We start from the raw sequence: 15,348 nt of genomic DNA, 5'->3' as shown, positions 1-15,348 counted from the left end.
CTCACGCGTGCACGACGGCCGCGGCCAGAGTGTGCCGCAGCGTCCGTTGGGCCAACTGGATCTTGAATGCGTTGCCGGGGCGCCCTCGCGCATCGGCCAGGGCGGCTGCGGCGGCGTCGCGGTAGCTGTCGTCCGCCGCGGCGGCGCCGGCCAGCACCCGCTCCGCCTCCTCGGCGCGCCAGGGCTTCGGGGCCACGCCGCCCAGGGCGATACGGGCGCTGCGGATGTGGCCGCCCTCGGCCTCGACGATGGCGGCGACCGAGACCAGGGCGAAGGCATAGGAGGCCCGGTCCCGCACCTTTCGGTAGAGCTGCCGGCCCGGTGGCGGTGGGGGCAGGACCACCGCCGTGATCATCTCGCCGGGGCCGAGCGCGGTCTCGACATCCGGGGTGGTGCCGGCCGGCCGGTGCAGCCCGCCGACCGGGATCGCGCGCATCCCGCCGTCGGGCCGGATGGTTTCGACCCGGGCGTCGAGCGCGGCCATGGCCACCGCCATGTCGGAGGGATGGACGGCGATGCAGTCATCGCCGGCCCCGAGCACCGCGTGCATGCGGTTGAAACCGTCCAGCGCGGCGCAGCCGGAGCCCGGGCTGCGCTTGTTGCAGGGCAGCGCGAGGTCCTGGAAATACGGGCAGCGGGTGCGTTGCAGCAGGTTGCCGCCGGTCGAGGCCTTGTTGCGGATCTGCCCCGACGCCCCCGCCAGCAGCGCCTGGGCCAGCACCGGATAGCGCTGCCGCACCATCGGGTCGGCGGCGAGATCGCTGTTGCGGAGCTGCGATCCGATGCGCAGGCCGCCCTCCGGCGTCGGCTCGATCCGGTCGAGCGGCAACCGGCTGATGTCGACCAGATGGGTCGGCCGCTCGACCCCCAGCTTCATCAGGTCGAGCAGGTTGGTGCCGCCGGCGATGAAGCGGGCCCCGGGCCGGGACGCCACCGCCGCGGCCGCTCCCTGCACGTGGACCGCGCGCTCATAGGTGAAGGGCTGCATCGGTCAGGCCTCCGCCACGTCGCGGATCGCCGCGACGATGTTGGGGTAGGCGGCGCAGCGGCAGATGTTGCCGCTCATGCGCTCGCGGATCTCGGCATCGCTGAGCTCGGCGAAGGCGGCGCCGTCGGCGGTGGCATGGCTCGGCCAGCCGGCCGCGGCCTCGCCCAGCATGCCGACGGCGGAACAGATCTGCCCGGGCGTACAGTAGCCGCACTGGAACGCGTCGCGGGCGACGAAGGCGGCCTGCATCGGGTGCAGCGTGTCGCCGTTCGCCAGGCCCTCGATGGTGGTGATCTCGTCGCCCTCATGCATCACCGCGAGGGTCAGGCAGGCATTGATCCGCCGGCCGTTCACCAGCACCGTGCAGGCGCCGCACTGGCCGTGGTCGCAGCCCTTCTTCGACCCGGTGAGGTCGAGCGTGTTGCGCAGCGCGTCGAGCAGCGTCGTCCGCGTGTCCAGCTCGACCGCACGCTCCTGCCCGTTGATCGAGAGCCGCACCGCCGCCGTCCGGATCGGCGCGGGCTGCTGCGCCGCGGCGGGCGTGGCGGCGGTGAAGACCAGGCTGGCTGCGGCGCCGGCCTCCAGCACGGAACGGCGCGTCGGTCCGGCGTTGCCGTCAGCTGCGGCCATGGAGCATCCCCGTCTGCGGGACGAGGCGGCCGGGGCCGGTTCTCGTCGATGACGGGGAGGTGGGGGCGCCCGCGCCGGGCCGCTGTCAGGAAACCGGCCGGACTGTCAGGTTTCGGGAAGAATCCGCATCCGGTGGGCCCGCGGGCTGGTGCCGCGGAGGCGCCGGAAGGTGGCGGTGAAGTGGCTCTGGCTCGAGAAGCCGAGGCGGATGGCGATGGTCCCGATCGGCAGGGCGGCGTCGGCGAGCAGCGCCTCGGCCCGGCGGATCCGCTCCTCCAGCACGAAGGCATAGGGAGCCGTGCCGGTCGTGGCCTTGAAGCGGCGGGCGAAGCTGTCCGCGCCCATGCCGGCGGCCTCGGCCATCTCGGTCAGCGAGATGTCATCGGCGATGTTGGAATCGACATACTCCCGGACCCGCGCCAGGGTGCGGCGGCCGAGCCGCCCGTGCCGCGACGCCGGCGGCAGGGCGTGGTCCAGCGCCGCCAGCCGGAACCCGAGCAGGGCCACCAGATGCTCGACATAGGCGGCGTCGGGTCGGCAGCCGAGCGCGATCTCGGCCTGCAGCGCGCCGATCAGCGTGCCGATCACGGCGTCGCTGCGGTTCACCAGGATCGGCAGGTCGGCCAGGCGGTCGGCGCGATCCCAGGCAGGGTCGATCCACAGGGCGGAGTAACGGAGGTCGGCGCCGCGGTAGACGCCGGTGCGCTCCGCGCCGGCCGGGACGAAGGTGAAGACACCGGGCCGGTCAGGACCGTCGAACAGGAGCCGGCCCTCGGCCTGGACGCGGGTGCCGGCGGTCCGGCCGGCAGCGGTCAGCACCAGGAGGTGCCGCGGCGCGGTCCAGCGCATCTCCACCTCGCGGCACACCCAGCGCCGGTGATCGAACAGCACCCTGGAGCCGAACCAGGAGGCCTGGTGCAGCTGGACCGTCGTGTCTTCGCGGGTCCGGATATGCCCGTCGCCGAAGATGGGGCGGATCGACATGGCGGCGCTCGACCTCCCGATGCGGCAGGAACCCCTCATGATATGGGGGCACCAGCGTCCGGTTGAACCCGGTCGCGTCGGATCGTCGCGCGGCTGGCCCGGCCGGCGGCCATGGGCGCTGCAATGTCACCTCACCGAACGAGCCGGCCCAGCAACCGCTCGCTTCCCCACCACAGGACGGCGTTGCCGATGAGCGTGACGCCGACGAGGATGGCCCAGCCCCATGGGCCGATCGGCAGTGCGCCCATCCCGTAGGCCGCGACCAGCAGGGCCATCACCAGGAAGAACGGACCGGTGAACCGGCAATGGGTGCGACCACATCGGCGCGCATTGGCGAGGCAGGCACCACCCATCCAGACCAGCATCGCGCCCCAGAGAGCCGTGCGAGGCCCCGGATCCACCAGGAGCCAACCGGCGAGCATCGCCGCGAAGGGAAGTCCCCAGAACAGAGTCAGGCTGCGCCAGTCGCCGGCCCAGTCTCCGGCCGGCGTCTCGAAACAGGTTTGGCAGTCCTCAACCATGTCCGCCCCCGCAGCAGGAGACCCCGCCGCCCATCCGCGCCTCCTGGACCGGCGGGCAAGGCGCCGTGCCGTAGGAGCAGAACACACAGCAATCCCCGGGCTTTGGCCTGAGCACGGCCCCGCAACCCCTGCAGTCGTAAAAGAACTGGCAGGAATCGGTGGGCATGGTTTCGGTGGCCCGGTGGCCACAGCGCGGACAGGTGAGGGTAGACGTCATTTGGATCATGTCGGCCACCTCAGCCTCAGCGAAGGTCGCATTCCTCGCCGGACAAGCGCATCATGAACCCCGTAGCCACTACGGACTCAAGCAGGATCGCGATGGTGTCGACGAAGGGGCTGACGGTCGGGAAGCTGGCGGCCGCGGCGGGGATCCATCTGGAGACCGTGCGCTACTACGAGCGCATCGGCCTGATGCCGCAGCCGGCCCGGACCGGAAGCGGATATCGGAGCTACGACCTCCACCATGTGCGGCGCCTGTCGTTCATCCGCAGGGCGCGGGAGCTCGGCTTCGGCATCGAGGAGATCCGGGCGCTGCTGGCCCTGGCTGAACCGGGGCACGCCTCCTGCGCCGAGGTCAGGGTCCTGACCCTGGCGCATCTCGACGAGGTCCGCGCCAAGATCGCCGACCTCCGCAGGCTGGAGGGCATCCTGTCGCGCACGGTGGAGAAGTGCTCCGGACGGGTGTCGCCGGCCTGTCCCGTCCTCGACATGCTCGCGGAGACCGCTTAGATCGGGTCCCCGGCCTGGAGCTTCTTCAGCCGCTCGATCTGGGTGTGGGCGGTGGCCATCTGCGGGTCTATGACCAGGACGCGCTGATAGGCATCGATCGCCCCCTGGATATCGCCGAGCTTGATCCGGCACAGGCCGAGTCCCGACAGCGCGCCGAAATGGCGGGGCTCGCGCGCCAGCACCTGGTCGATGTCGGCGATCGAGCCCTGAATGTTGCCGCGCAGATAGCGCACCGTGGCCCGCCGGTTCCAGCCCTCGGCATAGGCCGGGTCGCTCTCGATCACCGCGGTGAAGGCGGCCTCGGCCACGGTGTAGTCGTCCTTTGCCATCGCGGTGTTGCCGCGCTCCAGCAATCCCGGGACGTCCGGGTCCGTGCCGTCATAGGCGAACCAGAGCCGCCAGATCTGGGTCTGCAGCGCCGGCTCGTCCTCCGGCGCCACCGTCTTCAGCCTGTCGAACAGCGCATCCAGCTGCGCCGCCCGGTCCTGGGCCACGGCCGGGCCGGCCAGGACGAACAGCAGAATCGGCAGCAGCAGGACGAGGATGCGGCGCATGGGATGAAGATCGGTCCGGCCCGGCCGCTCGGCAAGAGGCGAACCGGATCAGAGCGGGTAGCCGGCGAGATATTTGCGCATCAGCGCCGCCTGGCTCCGGGCCGGCGCGTAGTGCGGGTCCAGCGCCAGCACCCGTTCGAAGGCGTCCAGCGCGGCCTGATGGTCACCCTGCACGATCCGGCACAGGCCGAGGCCGAACAGCGCCCCGAAATGCCGCGGCTCCAGCACCAGGGTGCGGTCGATGTCCCGGACCGCGCCGTCGCAATCGCCGCGCAGGAAGCGCACCACCGCGCGGCGGTCCCAGCCCTCGGCGAAATCCGGCGCCCGCTCCACCACCGCGGTGAAGGCGGCTTCGGCCAGCGCATAGTCGCGCTGCTGGAGGGCGGCGTTGCCGCGCCGCAGCAGGTCCGGCACCAGCGGGTCGGCCCCTTCGTAGCTCAGCCACCGGGTCCAGATCTGCCGCTCCAGCCACTGCGCCTCCGCCAGATCTTCGGCGGTCCGGAGCTGGTCGAGCAGCGCGTCGAGACGAATCGGCGCATCCGCCGCCGAGAGGGTCCCGCACGGCGTCGCGAGAACGGCCATGACCACAGCCAGGATGCGCAACGCCTTCATAATCAGAAGATTGGGGCCCGTTCCTGAGAAGACAACATCAAAGATTGCAATAACCGAAAGGCGGCTGCGCGTCCGACGCAAGGAGTCGGGCGGCGCATTATTCGACATCGCGATCGGGACCGCTATGGTGATCGGATCGATCGCCGTGGCCGGGCGCGCGGCGTTCCGTCGCGGTGTAAGCTATCAGCGCAGCGGAACAAACCGGCTCTTCCCACCTTCCCCGGCATGACGACACAGCGGAGACCAATATGGCGTCACTGACAGGGCACCCGGACGCAGTCCCCACCCCGGACGTCGACGGCACCGAGGGGCGGGCCACCGGCAAGCAGCCGCGGGTGCGCGCCGAGGGGCGCTTCAAGGGCCCGGCCGGGCGGATCGAGGACTACGCCATCATCGGCAACTGCCGCACCACCGCGCTGGTCGGCCGCGACGGCTCGATCGACTGGCTGTGCCTGCCGCGCTTCGATTCCGACGCCTGCTTCGCCCGCCTGCTGGGCGACACCGAGAACGGCCATTGGCAGATCGCGCCGGAGAGCCACACCGCCGCCCACACCCGCCGGCGCTACCGCGACAACACGCTGGTGCTGGAGACCGAGTTCGAGACCGAGGCCGGCACCGTCGCGCTGATCGACTTCATGCCCTTCCCGCACCGCGAGGACGAGATCTCGATCGTCCGGCTGGTCGAGGGCCGCAGCGGCAGCGTGCCGATGCGGATGGAGGCGGCGTTCCGCTTCGACTACGGCCGCATCGTGCCCTGGGTGCGGCACCGGCCGGACGGCATCGTCGCCATCGCCGGGCCCGACGCGCTGCGCTTCCGGTCGCCGATCCCGCTGCACGGCGAATCGATGAAGACGGTCGGCGACTTCACCGTCGAGGCCGGCGAGCGGGTGCCCTTCATCCTGACCTGGTACCCGTCGCACATGCCCGAGCCGGGCGCGATCGACCCGTTCCGGTCGCTGACCGACACCGAGACCTGGTGGCACGGCTGGGCCCATCACTGCACCTATGAGGGGCCCTACCGCGAGGCGGTGCTGCGCTCCGCCCTCACCCTCAAGGCCCTGACCTATGCGCCGACCGGCGGCATCGTCGCCGCGGCCACCACCTCGCTGCCCGAGGAGATCGGCGGCGAGCGCAACTGGGACTACCGCTACTGCTGGATCCGCGACGCGACCCTGACCCTCTACGCCCTGCTCGGCGCCGGCTTCACCGAGGAGGCGGCGTCCTGGCGCGACTGGCTGCGTCGGGCCGCGGCGGGGCGGCCGGAGCAGCTGCAGATCATGTACGGGCTGGGCGGCGAGCGCCGGCTGACCGAGCTGGAGATCCCGTGGCTGGCCGGCTACGAGGGCAGCAAGCCGGTGCGGATCGGCAACGGCGCTCATGCCCAGCTGCAGCTCGACGTCTATGGCGAGCTGCTGGACGCCATCCATGTCGCCCGCAAGAAGCACCTGACCCATCCGCACGACGCCTGGCGGGTGCAGCGGGTGCTGCTCGGCTATCTCGAGAAGATCTGGGACAAGCCGGATGAGGGGCTGTGGGAGATCCGCGGGGCCCGGCGGCATTTCGTGCACAGCAAGGTGATGGCCTGGGTCGCCTTCGACCGCTCGATCAAGGCGGTCGAGCAGTTCGGGCTGGAGGGGCCGGTCAAGGTCTGGCGGGCCTTGCGCGACCGCATCCATGCCGAGATCTGCGCCAAGGGCTTCTCCGAGAAGCGCAACAGCTTCACCCAGTCCTACGGCTCCGATCTGCTGGATGCGGCGCTGCTGCAGATCCCGATGGTGGGCTTCCTGCCGCCGGACGACCCGCGGGTGATCGGCACGGTCGAGGCGATCGAGCGCGAGCTGACCGTCGACGGCCTGGCCCGACGCTACGAGACGGTTTCGGGGGTCGACGGCCTGGCCGGCGAGGAGGGCACCTTCCTGGTCTGCAGCTTCTGGCTGGCCGATGCGCTGGCCATGATCGGCGCCGTCGACCGCGCCACCGTGCTGTACGAACGCCTGCTGGGCCTGGCCAACGATGTCGGGCTGCTGGCGGAGGAGTACGACCCGATCGCGCGACGCCAGCTCGGCAATTTCCCGCAGGCCTTCAGCCATATCGGGGTGATCAACACCGCCCTGAACCTGGCCGAGATTCGCGGACCGGCCGAGGACCGCAGCCAGGACGGACATGACGTCCCTGCGGCCGAAGCGCAGTGAAACCGGCGGAACTCTGCGCTAGGCTGCCGCATCGACCTTGGAAGCCTGCACGATGACCGCCCTGTTCGACGCCGACACCGAGAGCACCGCCGAGTTGATGCGCCGCCTGGGCGCCGCCGCGCGCAGCGCCGCTGCCGCGCTGGCCCTGGCGCCGCGACCGCAGAAGGACGCGGCTCTGGCGGCGGCGGCGACGGCGATCCGCGACGACCGCGACCTGATCCTGGCGGCCAATGCCGAGGACATGGCGGAGGCGCGGCGGAACGGCGTCGCCGGGTCCTTCCTCGACCGGCTGGCGCTGGACGAGGCGCGGATCGAGGCGATCGCCCGGGGGCTGGAGGCCGTGGCCGCCCTGCCCGACCCGATCGGCACGGTGCTGGCCGACTGGACCCAGCCGAACGGGCTGCGCATCCAGCGCGTGCGGGTGCCCCTCGGCGTGATCGGCGTGATCTTCGAGAGCCGGCCCAACGTCACCGCCGATGCCGCCGCGCTGTGCCTGAAATCCGGCAACGCCTGCATCCTGCGCTGCGGGTCGGAGAGCTTCCGCAGCTCCACCGCCATCGCCGCCGCGGTCGGGCACGGGCTGAAGAAGGCCGGGCTGCCGCGCAGCGCGGTGCAGCTGGTGCCGACTCGTGACCGCGCCGCGGTCGGTGAGCTGCTGGGCCTGACCGAGTTCGTCGACGTCGTCATCCCGCGCGGCGGCAAGTCGCTGACCGCCCGGGTGGCGGCGGACAGCCGGATCCCGGTGCTGTGGCACCTGGACGGCATCTGCCACACCTATGTGCACGAGGCGGCCGACCCGGAGATGGCGCGGCGCGTCGTCTACAACGCCAAGATGCGGCGCACCGGCGTGTGCGGCGCGACCGAGACGCTGCTGGTCGACCGCAGCGTCGCCGGGTCGATGCTGCGGTCGATCCTGGACGACCTGATCGAGGCCGGCTGCGAGATCCGCGGCGACACCGTGGTCCAGGCGATCGACCCGCGCGTCCTCGCCGCCTCCGACGACGACTGGGACACCGAGTATCTCGACGCCATCCTGTCGGTGAAGACGGTGGACGGGCTGGACGCCGCGATCGAGCACGTCAACCTGCACGGCAGCCACCACACCGACAGCATCGTCACCGCCGACGAGGCCGCGACCGAGGCCTTCCTGGCCCGGGTCGACAGCGCCATCGTGCTGGTCAACGCCTCGACCCAGTTCGCCGATGGCGGCGAATTCGGCATGGGCACCGAGATCGGCATCGCCACCGGCCGGCTGCACGCCCGCGGCCCGGTCGGCACCGAGCAGCTGACGAGCTACAAATACCTCGTCCGCGGCACCGGCCAGACCCGGCCCTGACGGCCGGCGGGATCCCCCTCGATTGCACCCATCAGCAATGCCCTTGCCATCCACACTCCGGACGGATGATGCAGCCGCAGCTCATTCCTCAGGCAGGTTCGCGTCGTGCTGACTCCGCCCAATCCCCGGCATGGCCGGATCTGGGACGGCTGCCGCGTCGGGCTGCTCGGCGGGTCGTTCAACCCGGCCCATGACGGGCACCGGCACATCAGCCTGGAGGCGATGAAGCGTCTGGGCCTGGACGCCGTGTGGTGGCTGGTGTCGCCGCAGAACCCGCTGAAACCGGCCGACGGCATGGCGCCCTTCGCCGAGCGGATCGACTCCGCCCGGCGCGCCGCCCGCCACCCCCGCATCGTCGTCACCGGCATCGAGGCCGAGCTCGGCACCCGCTACACCGCCGACACGCTGCGGGCGCTGACCGCCCGCTTCCCGCGGACCGAGTTCGTCTGGCTGATGGGCGCCGACAACCTGGCGCAGATCCGCCACTGGCAGCGCTGGGCGAAAATCTTCCAGACCGTGCCGGTTGCCGTCTACGACCGGCCTACCTATTCTCTAAGAGCGTTGTCGGGATTGGCGGCGCAGCGGTTCGCGCGGGCGCGGATCGACCAGGATCACACCCGGGCACTGGCCGGAACGGCCGCACCGGCCTGGGTGTTCTTCCTGGCGAAGCGTCATCCGGCCTCGGCCACGGCGCTGAGAGCCGCGCGGTCGCCTCGCCCCAGCCCCGTCGACGCCCATGGCGCAGACGCGCCATGACTATGTTAGTCTAAGGGGGCGCATCAGCGCCGTGCAGCCGCACAACCATGAGGTGACCGCCATACGACCGAACACCGTGACGCCCCGGGCCGAAGCCGGGCGTCTGCCGCCGGGTCTCGCCGCCAGCCTTGCCCGGCCTCTGCTCGAGACTGCTCTGACGTCGCTCGACGACGACAAGGCCGAGGATATGGTCGTGATCGACCTGACCGGCCGGTCCTCCATCGCCGACAGCCTGATCATCGCCACCGGCCGCTCCTCGCGCCAGGTCGCCGCCATGGCCGACCATCTGCTGGAGAAGCTGAAGCCGCTGGCGCCCGGCCCGATCCAGATCGAGGGTCAGGCGCGCGGCGACTGGGTGCTGATCGACGCCGGCGACGTGGTCGTCCATCTGTTCCGCCCCGAGGTGCGCGATTTCTACGCCCTCGAGAAGATGTGGGACGACGACGCCGAGCGGGTGAGCCGCATCGGCACCGCCTGAGCCGGTCCCGACGGCTCCGCGATGCGGCTGACCATTGCCGCGGTCGGCCGCGCCCGCACGGGGCCGTTGCGCGACCTGTTCGACGACTATGCCGGCCGCTCCGTCTGGCCGTTGACCCTGCGTGAGGTCGAGGCCCGCAAGGGCCTGTCCGGCTTCGCATTGAAGCGCGAGGAAGCCGCGCTGCTGCTGGCCGCGGTGCCGGCCGGGGCCGCCGTGGTGGCGCTGGACGAGCGTGGCCGCGACCTCGACAGCGCCGGCTTCGCCCGCCTGCTCGGCCGCTGGCGCGACGAGGGCCGCGCCGAGGCGGCCTTCCTGATCGGCGGCGCCGACGGCCATGACGATGCGGTGCGCGACCGCGCCGAGCTGCTGCTGTCCTTCGGCCGCCTGACCTGGCCGCACATGCTGGCCCGGACGATGCTGGCGGAGCAGATCTACCGCGCCCAGACCATCCTGAGCGGCCATCCGTATCATCGGGCCTGAGGGCGTGACGAGAGGGGGCGGAAGGCCATGTCGCTTGCACCGCTGCTGGACGCTCCACTCGCCATCCAGCTGCACGTCGCCGCGGTCTGCATCGCCGTCATCTTGGCGCCGCTGCAGCTGATCCTGCCGAAGGGAACGCCGCGCCACCGCGCCATGGGCTGGATCTGGACCGCGGCGGTCGTCGGCGTCTGCATCAGCGCCTTCTTCATCCTGGACCGCCCAATCCCGCCGCATGTCGGGCCGGTGAGCTGGCTTCACCTCCTGGCCGTCCTCACCCTGGCCAGCCTATGGCAGGCGGTCACCGCCGCCCGGCGGCACGACGTCGAGCGTCACCGCCGGATCATGCGGAGGATCGCCTATCTCGCCCTCGGCATCCCCTTGATCGTGGCCTTCGCCGTTCCCGGACGGATCATGTTCCAGGTCCTGTTCGGGCCCTGAGGCACGCCGAGGCGGTGCCGTCAGCCGGTCGCCGCGAAGTTGCGGTAGCTGCCGATCAACTCCTCGACCGGGCCGGAGCGGCAGCCGCGCTGGCGGGCCAGGCTGGCGGCGTCGCGCTCATTCGCCGCGCGGCGGGAGCCGAGCTCCTGCCACACCGCGGACTCGCCGCCAGGCGCGCCCGAGGCGCCGGCGAGCTGCCCCGCCGCATCGGATTCCGCCTGCGACAGCACCTCCCCGAAGCGCTGCTCCTGCTGCGGGTCGAGCCGCACCCGGCAGGACCGCGCCGCGGCCTCGGCCCGGACCATGGCGTCGTAGCGCTGCAGCGCATCGCCGGCATAGCCCGGCTGCGGCGAGACCGGCGCCGGCTCGGGGTCGTAATAGGGCTGCTGCGGCACGCAGGCCCCGAGGGCAAGAGCCGCGACCGCCGCGACCGATGCAAAGCGCGCGATGCGCATCCGGTTCTCCGTTGTCGTTCCAGGCCGGGTCAGCCCTGACCGGCGGACAAACGTTCGGCGAGGGCGATCAGATCCATGATCTGCGGATCGGAGCAGCCGCGCTCTGCGACCGCATCGCGCACCACCCGCTCCTGCTGCGTGCGGCGGGACGCGATGTCGCCCAGCACCTCCGGATCGGTCGGCACCGTGTCCTCCCGCTTGGCCAGCGCTTCGGTCGCCTGGCGCTGGGCCTCGACCATGGCGTCGGACAGCCGGGCCTCCCGCCCCTCCTCCAGCGCCGCGCCGCAGACATAGCGCGCGGCGTTGGCCCGCAGCGCCGCCTGCCAGCGGTCGACCGGGTCCTTGGTGTCATAGGCGGCACCGACCACGGGACCGGCACAGCCCACGAGGAGCAGGGCCGCCGGGAACCATCGGGTATCGAACGTCGCCATGCCGCCTCCGTTCCGCGCTGCCGGGGCGAAACGCCCTTGCCCCGGCGGCGCCAATCGATACATGAAGGCTGGATTCCGAGAAAGGACATGCGATGAGCGCAGTGACCCCACCCCGCCCCGTCGTCCTGTGCGTCCTCGACGGCTGGGGCTGGCGCGAGGAGGAGGCGGACAACGCCGTGCGCCTGGCCGAGACGCCGAATTTCGACCGGCTGTGGGCCGCGGAGCCGCACGCCTTCCTGCAGGCCAGCGAGGAGGCCGTCGGCCTGCCGCATGGCCAGATCGGCAATTCCGAGGTCGGGCACATGAATCTCGGCGCCGGCCGGGTGGTGTTCCAGGACCTGCAGATGATCTTCAACGCCATCGCCGACGGCTCGCTGGCCAAGGCCAAGGCGCTGCGCCAGCACATCGAGGCGCTGAAGGCCTCCGGCGGCACCTGCCACCTGATGGGCCTGCTGTCGCCCGGCGGCGTGCATGCCCATCAGGACCAGATCGCGGCGCTGGCCAAGATCGTCGCCGAGGCCGGCGTGCCGGTCGCCGTCCACACCTACACCGACGGCCGCGACACCCCGCCCCGCGCCGGCGCCGATTATCTGCGCCGCTTCCTGAAGGATATCGGCGGGCTGCCGAACGCCCGCGTCGCCACGGTCGACGGCCGCTACTACGCCATGGACCGCGACAAGCGCTGGGAGCGGGTCGAGAAGGCCTACCGGGCCGTCGCCGAGGCCAAGGGCGAGGCGGCGCCGGACCCGGTCGCCGCGATCGAGGCCGCCTACAAGGCCGACACCGGCGACGAGTTCATCCTGCCGAGCGTGATCGGCGACTATGCCGGCATGAAGGACGGCGACGGCGTGCTGTGCGCCAATTTCCGGGCCGACCGGGTGCGCGAGATCCTGCAGGCGCTGCTGGACCCGGCCTTCGACGGCTTCGCCCGCACCCCGATCCGCTTCGCCGATGCCTGCGGCCTGGTCGAGTATTCCGACCTGCTGAACCGCTTCATGTCGGCGATCTTCCCGCCGAAATCGATCGACAAGGGTCTGGGCCAGGTGGTGGCGGAGGCCGGCAGGACCCAGCTGCGCACCGCCGAGACCGAGAAGTACCCGCACGTGACCTTCTTCTTCAACGGCGGCGAGGAGAAGCAATTTCCCGGCGAGGACCGCATCCTGGTCCCCTCCCCAAAGGTCGCGACCTACGACCTGCAGCCCGAGATGTCGGCGCCGGAGGTGTGCGACAAGCTGGTGGCGGCCATCGACAGCGGCAAATACGACCTGGTGGTGGTCAATTTCGCCAACCCGGACATGGTCGGCCACACCGGCATCCTGGCGGCGGCGATCAAGGCCTGCGAGACGGTCGACACCTGCCTCGGCAAGGTCGAGGCCGCCGTCCGGCGCCAGGGCGGCGCCATGATCGTCACCGCCGACCACGGCAATGCCGAGCTGATGCGCGATCCCACCACCGGCGGCCCGCACACCGCGCACACGCTGAACAAGGTGCCGGTGATCCTGGTCAACGCGCCGGAGCCGCGCCGCAGCCTGCATGACGGCAGGCTGGCCGATGTGGCGCCGACCCTGCTGCAGCTGATGGGGCTGGCGCAACCGGAGCAGATGACCGGGCGCAGCCTCATCGACGCCGCCTGAATACCGCAATCAGGGCGGCAAGGTGACGCGAAACTGCAAAAGTGGACGTCAGGTAACTTGATCCCGCCGAAACCCGGCAGATATCATCGATGGGCGTCCACCCTGGCCAGCCGCCCCTCCGGATCCGGAGACGGCCGGCCGGCCGATTGACTCGAGCGCCTGGCGACCCGCCGCCAGCGAGGGCAAGCATGAAGAAGCACCTGAACGCCGTTGCCATCGGGGCCCTGATGGGCCTGGCCTTCGTCGGCGGGCACACCCTGACCTTCCAGGGCTGGGCGCAGGACAAGGTCCCCGACAAGGCCGCGACCAGCAGCGACGCCACCGACACCTACAAGCAGCTCGACCTGTTCGGCGAGGTGTTCGAGCGGGTGCGCGCGGAATATGTCGAGCAGGTCAGCGACAAGCAGCTGATCGAATCCGCGATCAACGGCATGCTGACCTCGCTGGACCCGCACTCCAACTTCCTGAACTCCGACGAGTTCCAGGACATGCAGTCCCAGACCCGCGGCAGCTTCGGCGGCCTCGGCATCGAGGTGACGATGGAGAACGGGGTGGTGAAGGTGGTGTCGCCGATCGACGACACCCCCGCCGCCAAGGCCGGGGTCCAGGCCGGCGACCTGATCATCGCCATCGACGGCAAGCCGATCGTCAACATGAGCCTCAACGAGGCGGTCGATAAGATGCGCGGCCCGGTGGGCAGCAACATCGTCATCACCGTCCGCCGCGGCGACACCGAACCCTTCGACCTGACCCTGGCGCGCGCCACCATCCCGGTGGAATCGGTGCGCTGGCGGACCGAAGGCGACATCGGCTACATCCGCATCACCAGCTTCACCGAGCGCACCGAGGACGGGCTGAAGCGCGGCATCGCCGACATCAAGAAAAAGCTCGGCGACAAGCTGCAGGGCTATGTCCTCGACCTGCGCAACGACCCGGGCGGCCTGCTGGACCAGGCGATCGCTGTGTCCGACGCGTTCATCGACAAGGGCGAGATCGTCTCGACCCGGTCGCGCAAGGCCGACCAGGCGCAGCGCTACAACGCCACCCCGGGCGACCTGGCCGACGGCCTGCCGCTGGTGGTGCTGATCAATGGCGGCTCGGCCTCGGCGTCGGAGATCGTGGCCGGCGCGCTGCAGGACCACCACCGCGCCGTGCTGATGGGGACGCAGAGCTTCGGCAAGGGCTCGGTCCAGACCATCATCCCGCTGCCGGGCCATGGCGCGATGCGGCTGACCACGGCGCGCTACTACACCCCGTCCGGCCGGTCGATCCAACAGCTCGGCATCACCCCGGACATCGAGGTGCAGCAGGCCCGGATCGAGGAGATCGCGCAGATGCGCGGCTATCGGGAGGCCGACCTGAAGGGCGCGCTGAACAACGACAACAAGGAGACCGTGCCGGGCCAGGGCGGCGCCGACCAGACGGCGCCGACGACGCCGCCGGCTGGCGGTGGCGCCCAGACCGACAAGCCCGCCACCCCGGGCGAGGACAAGGCGGCGTCGCCGCCGTCCGACGGCGCGGCCGACGCGAACAAGCCGGCGGATGTCGACTACCAGCTGTCGCGGGCGCTCGACCTGCTGCGCGGCCTGGCGCTGTTCCAGAAGGGGCAGGCGGGCTGAGCCGCCGCGCCATGCCGACGCCAGACAAACCAAGGGACTCCCTGCCCTACCGGCCCTGCGTCGGCATCATGCTGCTGGACCGCGACGGCCGCGTCTTCGTGGCGCGCCGCCGCGACACACCCGATGGCTGGCAGATGCCGCAGGGCGGCATCGACAAGGGCGAGACGGTGCGCGAGGCCGCCTTCCGCGAGCTGAAGGAGGAGATCGGCACGGACCGGGCCGAATTCCTGGCCGAGGCGCCGGAGACGGTGCGCTACGACCTGCCGGACCATCTGGTCGGCAAGGTCTGGGGCGGTCGCTACCGCGGCCAGGAGCAGCGCTGGGTGGCGCTGCGCTTCCTGGGCGAGGACCGCGACATCGACCTCGAGACCGAGCATCCGGAGTTCGACGCCTGGCGCTGGTCGCCACCGGACCGGGTGCTGGCCGAGATCGTGCCGTTCAAGCGCGACGTCTACGCCACCGTGCTGGCCGCCTTCGCCCAGTTGCTGGGGCGGCCCGGCAACTAGGGCGG

At 71.1% G+C, this 15,348-nt stretch carries 20 protein-coding genes; 11 read left to right on the top strand and 9 right to left on the bottom strand.

The window, feature by feature from the left end:
* Position 1: 1 nt before the first annotated feature.
* From ACTOWL_RS15345 to ACTOWL_RS15325, 5 genes are all read right to left on the bottom strand, one after another.
* Positions 2-988 (bottom strand): FAD binding domain-containing protein, encoded by a 987-nt coding sequence (locus tag ACTOWL_RS15345; protein ID WP_441322114.1) that lies wholly within the window; start codon positions 986-988, stop codon positions 2-4.
* A gap of 3 nt (positions 989-991) precedes the next feature.
* Entirely contained in the window at positions 992-1,618 is a 627-nt protein-coding gene (locus tag ACTOWL_RS15340) for a 2Fe-2S iron-sulfur cluster-binding protein (protein WP_441322113.1), read from the bottom strand.
* 105 nt (positions 1,619-1,723) lie between these two features.
* Positions 1,724-2,602, bottom strand: coding sequence for a helix-turn-helix transcriptional regulator (locus ACTOWL_RS15335; RefSeq protein ID WP_441322112.1), 879 nt, complete (start codon positions 2,600-2,602; stop codon positions 1,724-1,726).
* A 131-nt stretch (positions 2,603-2,733) separates the two neighbouring features.
* Entirely contained in the window at positions 2,734-3,123 is a 390-nt protein-coding gene (locus tag ACTOWL_RS15330; RefSeq protein ID WP_441322111.1) for a hypothetical protein, read from the bottom strand.
* On the bottom strand, positions 3,116-3,349 hold the full coding sequence (locus tag ACTOWL_RS15325) for a GDCCVxC domain-containing (seleno)protein (protein ID WP_441322174.1): 234 nt from the start codon (positions 3,347-3,349) through the stop codon (positions 3,116-3,118). Before ACTOWL_RS15325 ends, ACTOWL_RS15330 begins: the two co-directional genes overlap by 8 nt.
* A 92-nt stretch (positions 3,350-3,441) precedes the next feature.
* On the opposite strand from ACTOWL_RS15325, the gene ACTOWL_RS15320 reads away from it, so the two are divergent.
* Positions 3,442-3,852, top strand: coding sequence for a MerR family transcriptional regulator (locus tag ACTOWL_RS15320; protein ID WP_441322110.1), 411 nt, complete (start codon positions 3,442-3,444; stop codon positions 3,850-3,852).
* Here the strand turns inward: ACTOWL_RS15320 and ACTOWL_RS15315 are convergent.
* Positions 3,849-4,406, bottom strand: a complete 558-nt coding sequence (locus tag ACTOWL_RS15315; protein WP_441322109.1) for a tetratricopeptide repeat protein — start codon at positions 4,404-4,406, stop codon at positions 3,849-3,851. The two genes, ACTOWL_RS15320 and ACTOWL_RS15315, sit on opposite strands and share 4 nt — an antisense overlap.
* Positions 4,407-4,454: 48 nt before the next feature.
* Positions 4,455-4,988, bottom strand: coding sequence for a tetratricopeptide repeat protein (locus tag ACTOWL_RS15310; protein ID WP_441322108.1), 534 nt, complete (start codon positions 4,986-4,988; stop codon positions 4,455-4,457).
* Between ACTOWL_RS15310 and ACTOWL_RS15305 the strand changes: the two genes are divergently transcribed.
* From ACTOWL_RS15305 to ACTOWL_RS15275, 7 genes are all read left to right on the top strand, one after another.
* Positions 4,987-5,247, top strand: a complete 261-nt coding sequence (locus ACTOWL_RS15305; RefSeq protein WP_441322107.1) for a hypothetical protein — start codon at positions 4,987-4,989, stop codon at positions 5,245-5,247. The genes ACTOWL_RS15310 and ACTOWL_RS15305 overlap by 2 nt on opposite strands.
* Positions 5,248-5,266: 19 nt before the next feature.
* Positions 5,267-7,210 (top strand): glycoside hydrolase family 15 protein, encoded by a 1,944-nt coding sequence (locus tag ACTOWL_RS15300; protein ID WP_441322106.1) that lies wholly within the window; start codon positions 5,267-5,269, stop codon positions 7,208-7,210.
* 52 nt (positions 7,211-7,262) lie between these two features.
* Complete coding sequence (locus tag ACTOWL_RS15295) at positions 7,263-8,546, top strand: glutamate-5-semialdehyde dehydrogenase (RefSeq protein ID WP_441322105.1); 1,284 nt, start codon at positions 7,263-7,265, stop codon at positions 8,544-8,546.
* Positions 8,547-8,651: 105 nt separating this feature from the next.
* Positions 8,652-9,302, top strand: a complete 651-nt coding sequence (locus ACTOWL_RS15290) for a nicotinate-nucleotide adenylyltransferase (RefSeq protein ID WP_441322104.1) — start codon at positions 8,652-8,654, stop codon at positions 9,300-9,302.
* A gap of 31 nt (positions 9,303-9,333) precedes the next feature.
* A complete protein-coding gene (gene rsfS, locus ACTOWL_RS15285; protein ID WP_441322103.1) occupies positions 9,334-9,780 on the top strand; it encodes a ribosome silencing factor in 447 nt (148 codons plus the stop codon).
* 21 nt (positions 9,781-9,801) lie between these two features.
* A complete protein-coding gene (gene rlmH / locus ACTOWL_RS15280) occupies positions 9,802-10,260 on the top strand; it encodes a 23S rRNA (pseudouridine(1915)-N(3))-methyltransferase RlmH (RefSeq protein WP_441322102.1) in 459 nt (152 codons plus the stop codon).
* A gap of 27 nt (positions 10,261-10,287) precedes the next feature.
* Positions 10,288-10,698 carry a DUF2306 domain-containing protein gene (locus ACTOWL_RS15275; protein WP_441322101.1) on the top strand — a complete coding sequence of 137 codons (411 nt, stop codon included), beginning with the start codon at positions 10,288-10,290 and terminating at the stop codon, positions 10,696-10,698.
* Positions 10,699-10,718: 20 nt separating this feature from the next.
* On the opposite strand, the gene ACTOWL_RS15270 is transcribed toward ACTOWL_RS15275, so the two are convergent.
* Both ACTOWL_RS15270 and ACTOWL_RS15265 read right to left on the bottom strand, forming a co-directional pair.
* Positions 10,719-11,153 (bottom strand): hypothetical protein, encoded by a 435-nt coding sequence (locus tag ACTOWL_RS15270; protein ID WP_441322100.1) that lies wholly within the window; start codon positions 11,151-11,153, stop codon positions 10,719-10,721.
* Positions 11,154-11,182: 29 nt separating this feature from the next.
* Positions 11,183-11,584 (bottom strand): hypothetical protein, encoded by a 402-nt coding sequence (locus tag ACTOWL_RS15265; protein ID WP_441322099.1) that lies wholly within the window; start codon positions 11,582-11,584, stop codon positions 11,183-11,185.
* Positions 11,585-11,676: 92 nt separating this feature from the next.
* Here ACTOWL_RS15265 and gpmI point away from each other — a divergent pair, with 92 nt between their 5' ends.
* The 3 genes from gpmI to ACTOWL_RS15250 all read left to right on the top strand — a co-directional run bounded on the left by gpmI (position 11,677) and on the right by ACTOWL_RS15250 (position 15,343).
* Positions 11,677-13,218 (top strand): 2,3-bisphosphoglycerate-independent phosphoglycerate mutase, encoded by a 1,542-nt coding sequence (gene gpmI / locus ACTOWL_RS15260; RefSeq protein ID WP_441322098.1) that lies wholly within the window; start codon positions 11,677-11,679, stop codon positions 13,216-13,218.
* Between the two features lie 188 nt (positions 13,219-13,406).
* Complete coding sequence (locus ACTOWL_RS15255; protein ID WP_441322097.1) at positions 13,407-14,837, top strand: S41 family peptidase; 1,431 nt, start codon at positions 13,407-13,409, stop codon at positions 14,835-14,837.
* An 11-nt stretch (positions 14,838-14,848) separates the two neighbouring features.
* Positions 14,849-15,343, top strand: a complete 495-nt coding sequence (locus ACTOWL_RS15250) for an RNA pyrophosphohydrolase (RefSeq protein WP_441322096.1) — start codon at positions 14,849-14,851, stop codon at positions 15,341-15,343.
* Positions 15,344-15,348: the final 5 nt, after the last annotated feature.

It is taken from the genome of Inquilinus sp. CA228 (assembly GCF_052078665.1).
Classification (GTDB): Bacteria; Pseudomonadota; Alphaproteobacteria; order DSM-16000; family Inquilinaceae; genus Inquilinus.
Note: the sequence above shows the minus strand (reverse complement) of the source record. Positions and strands in the feature narration are given on the sequence as shown.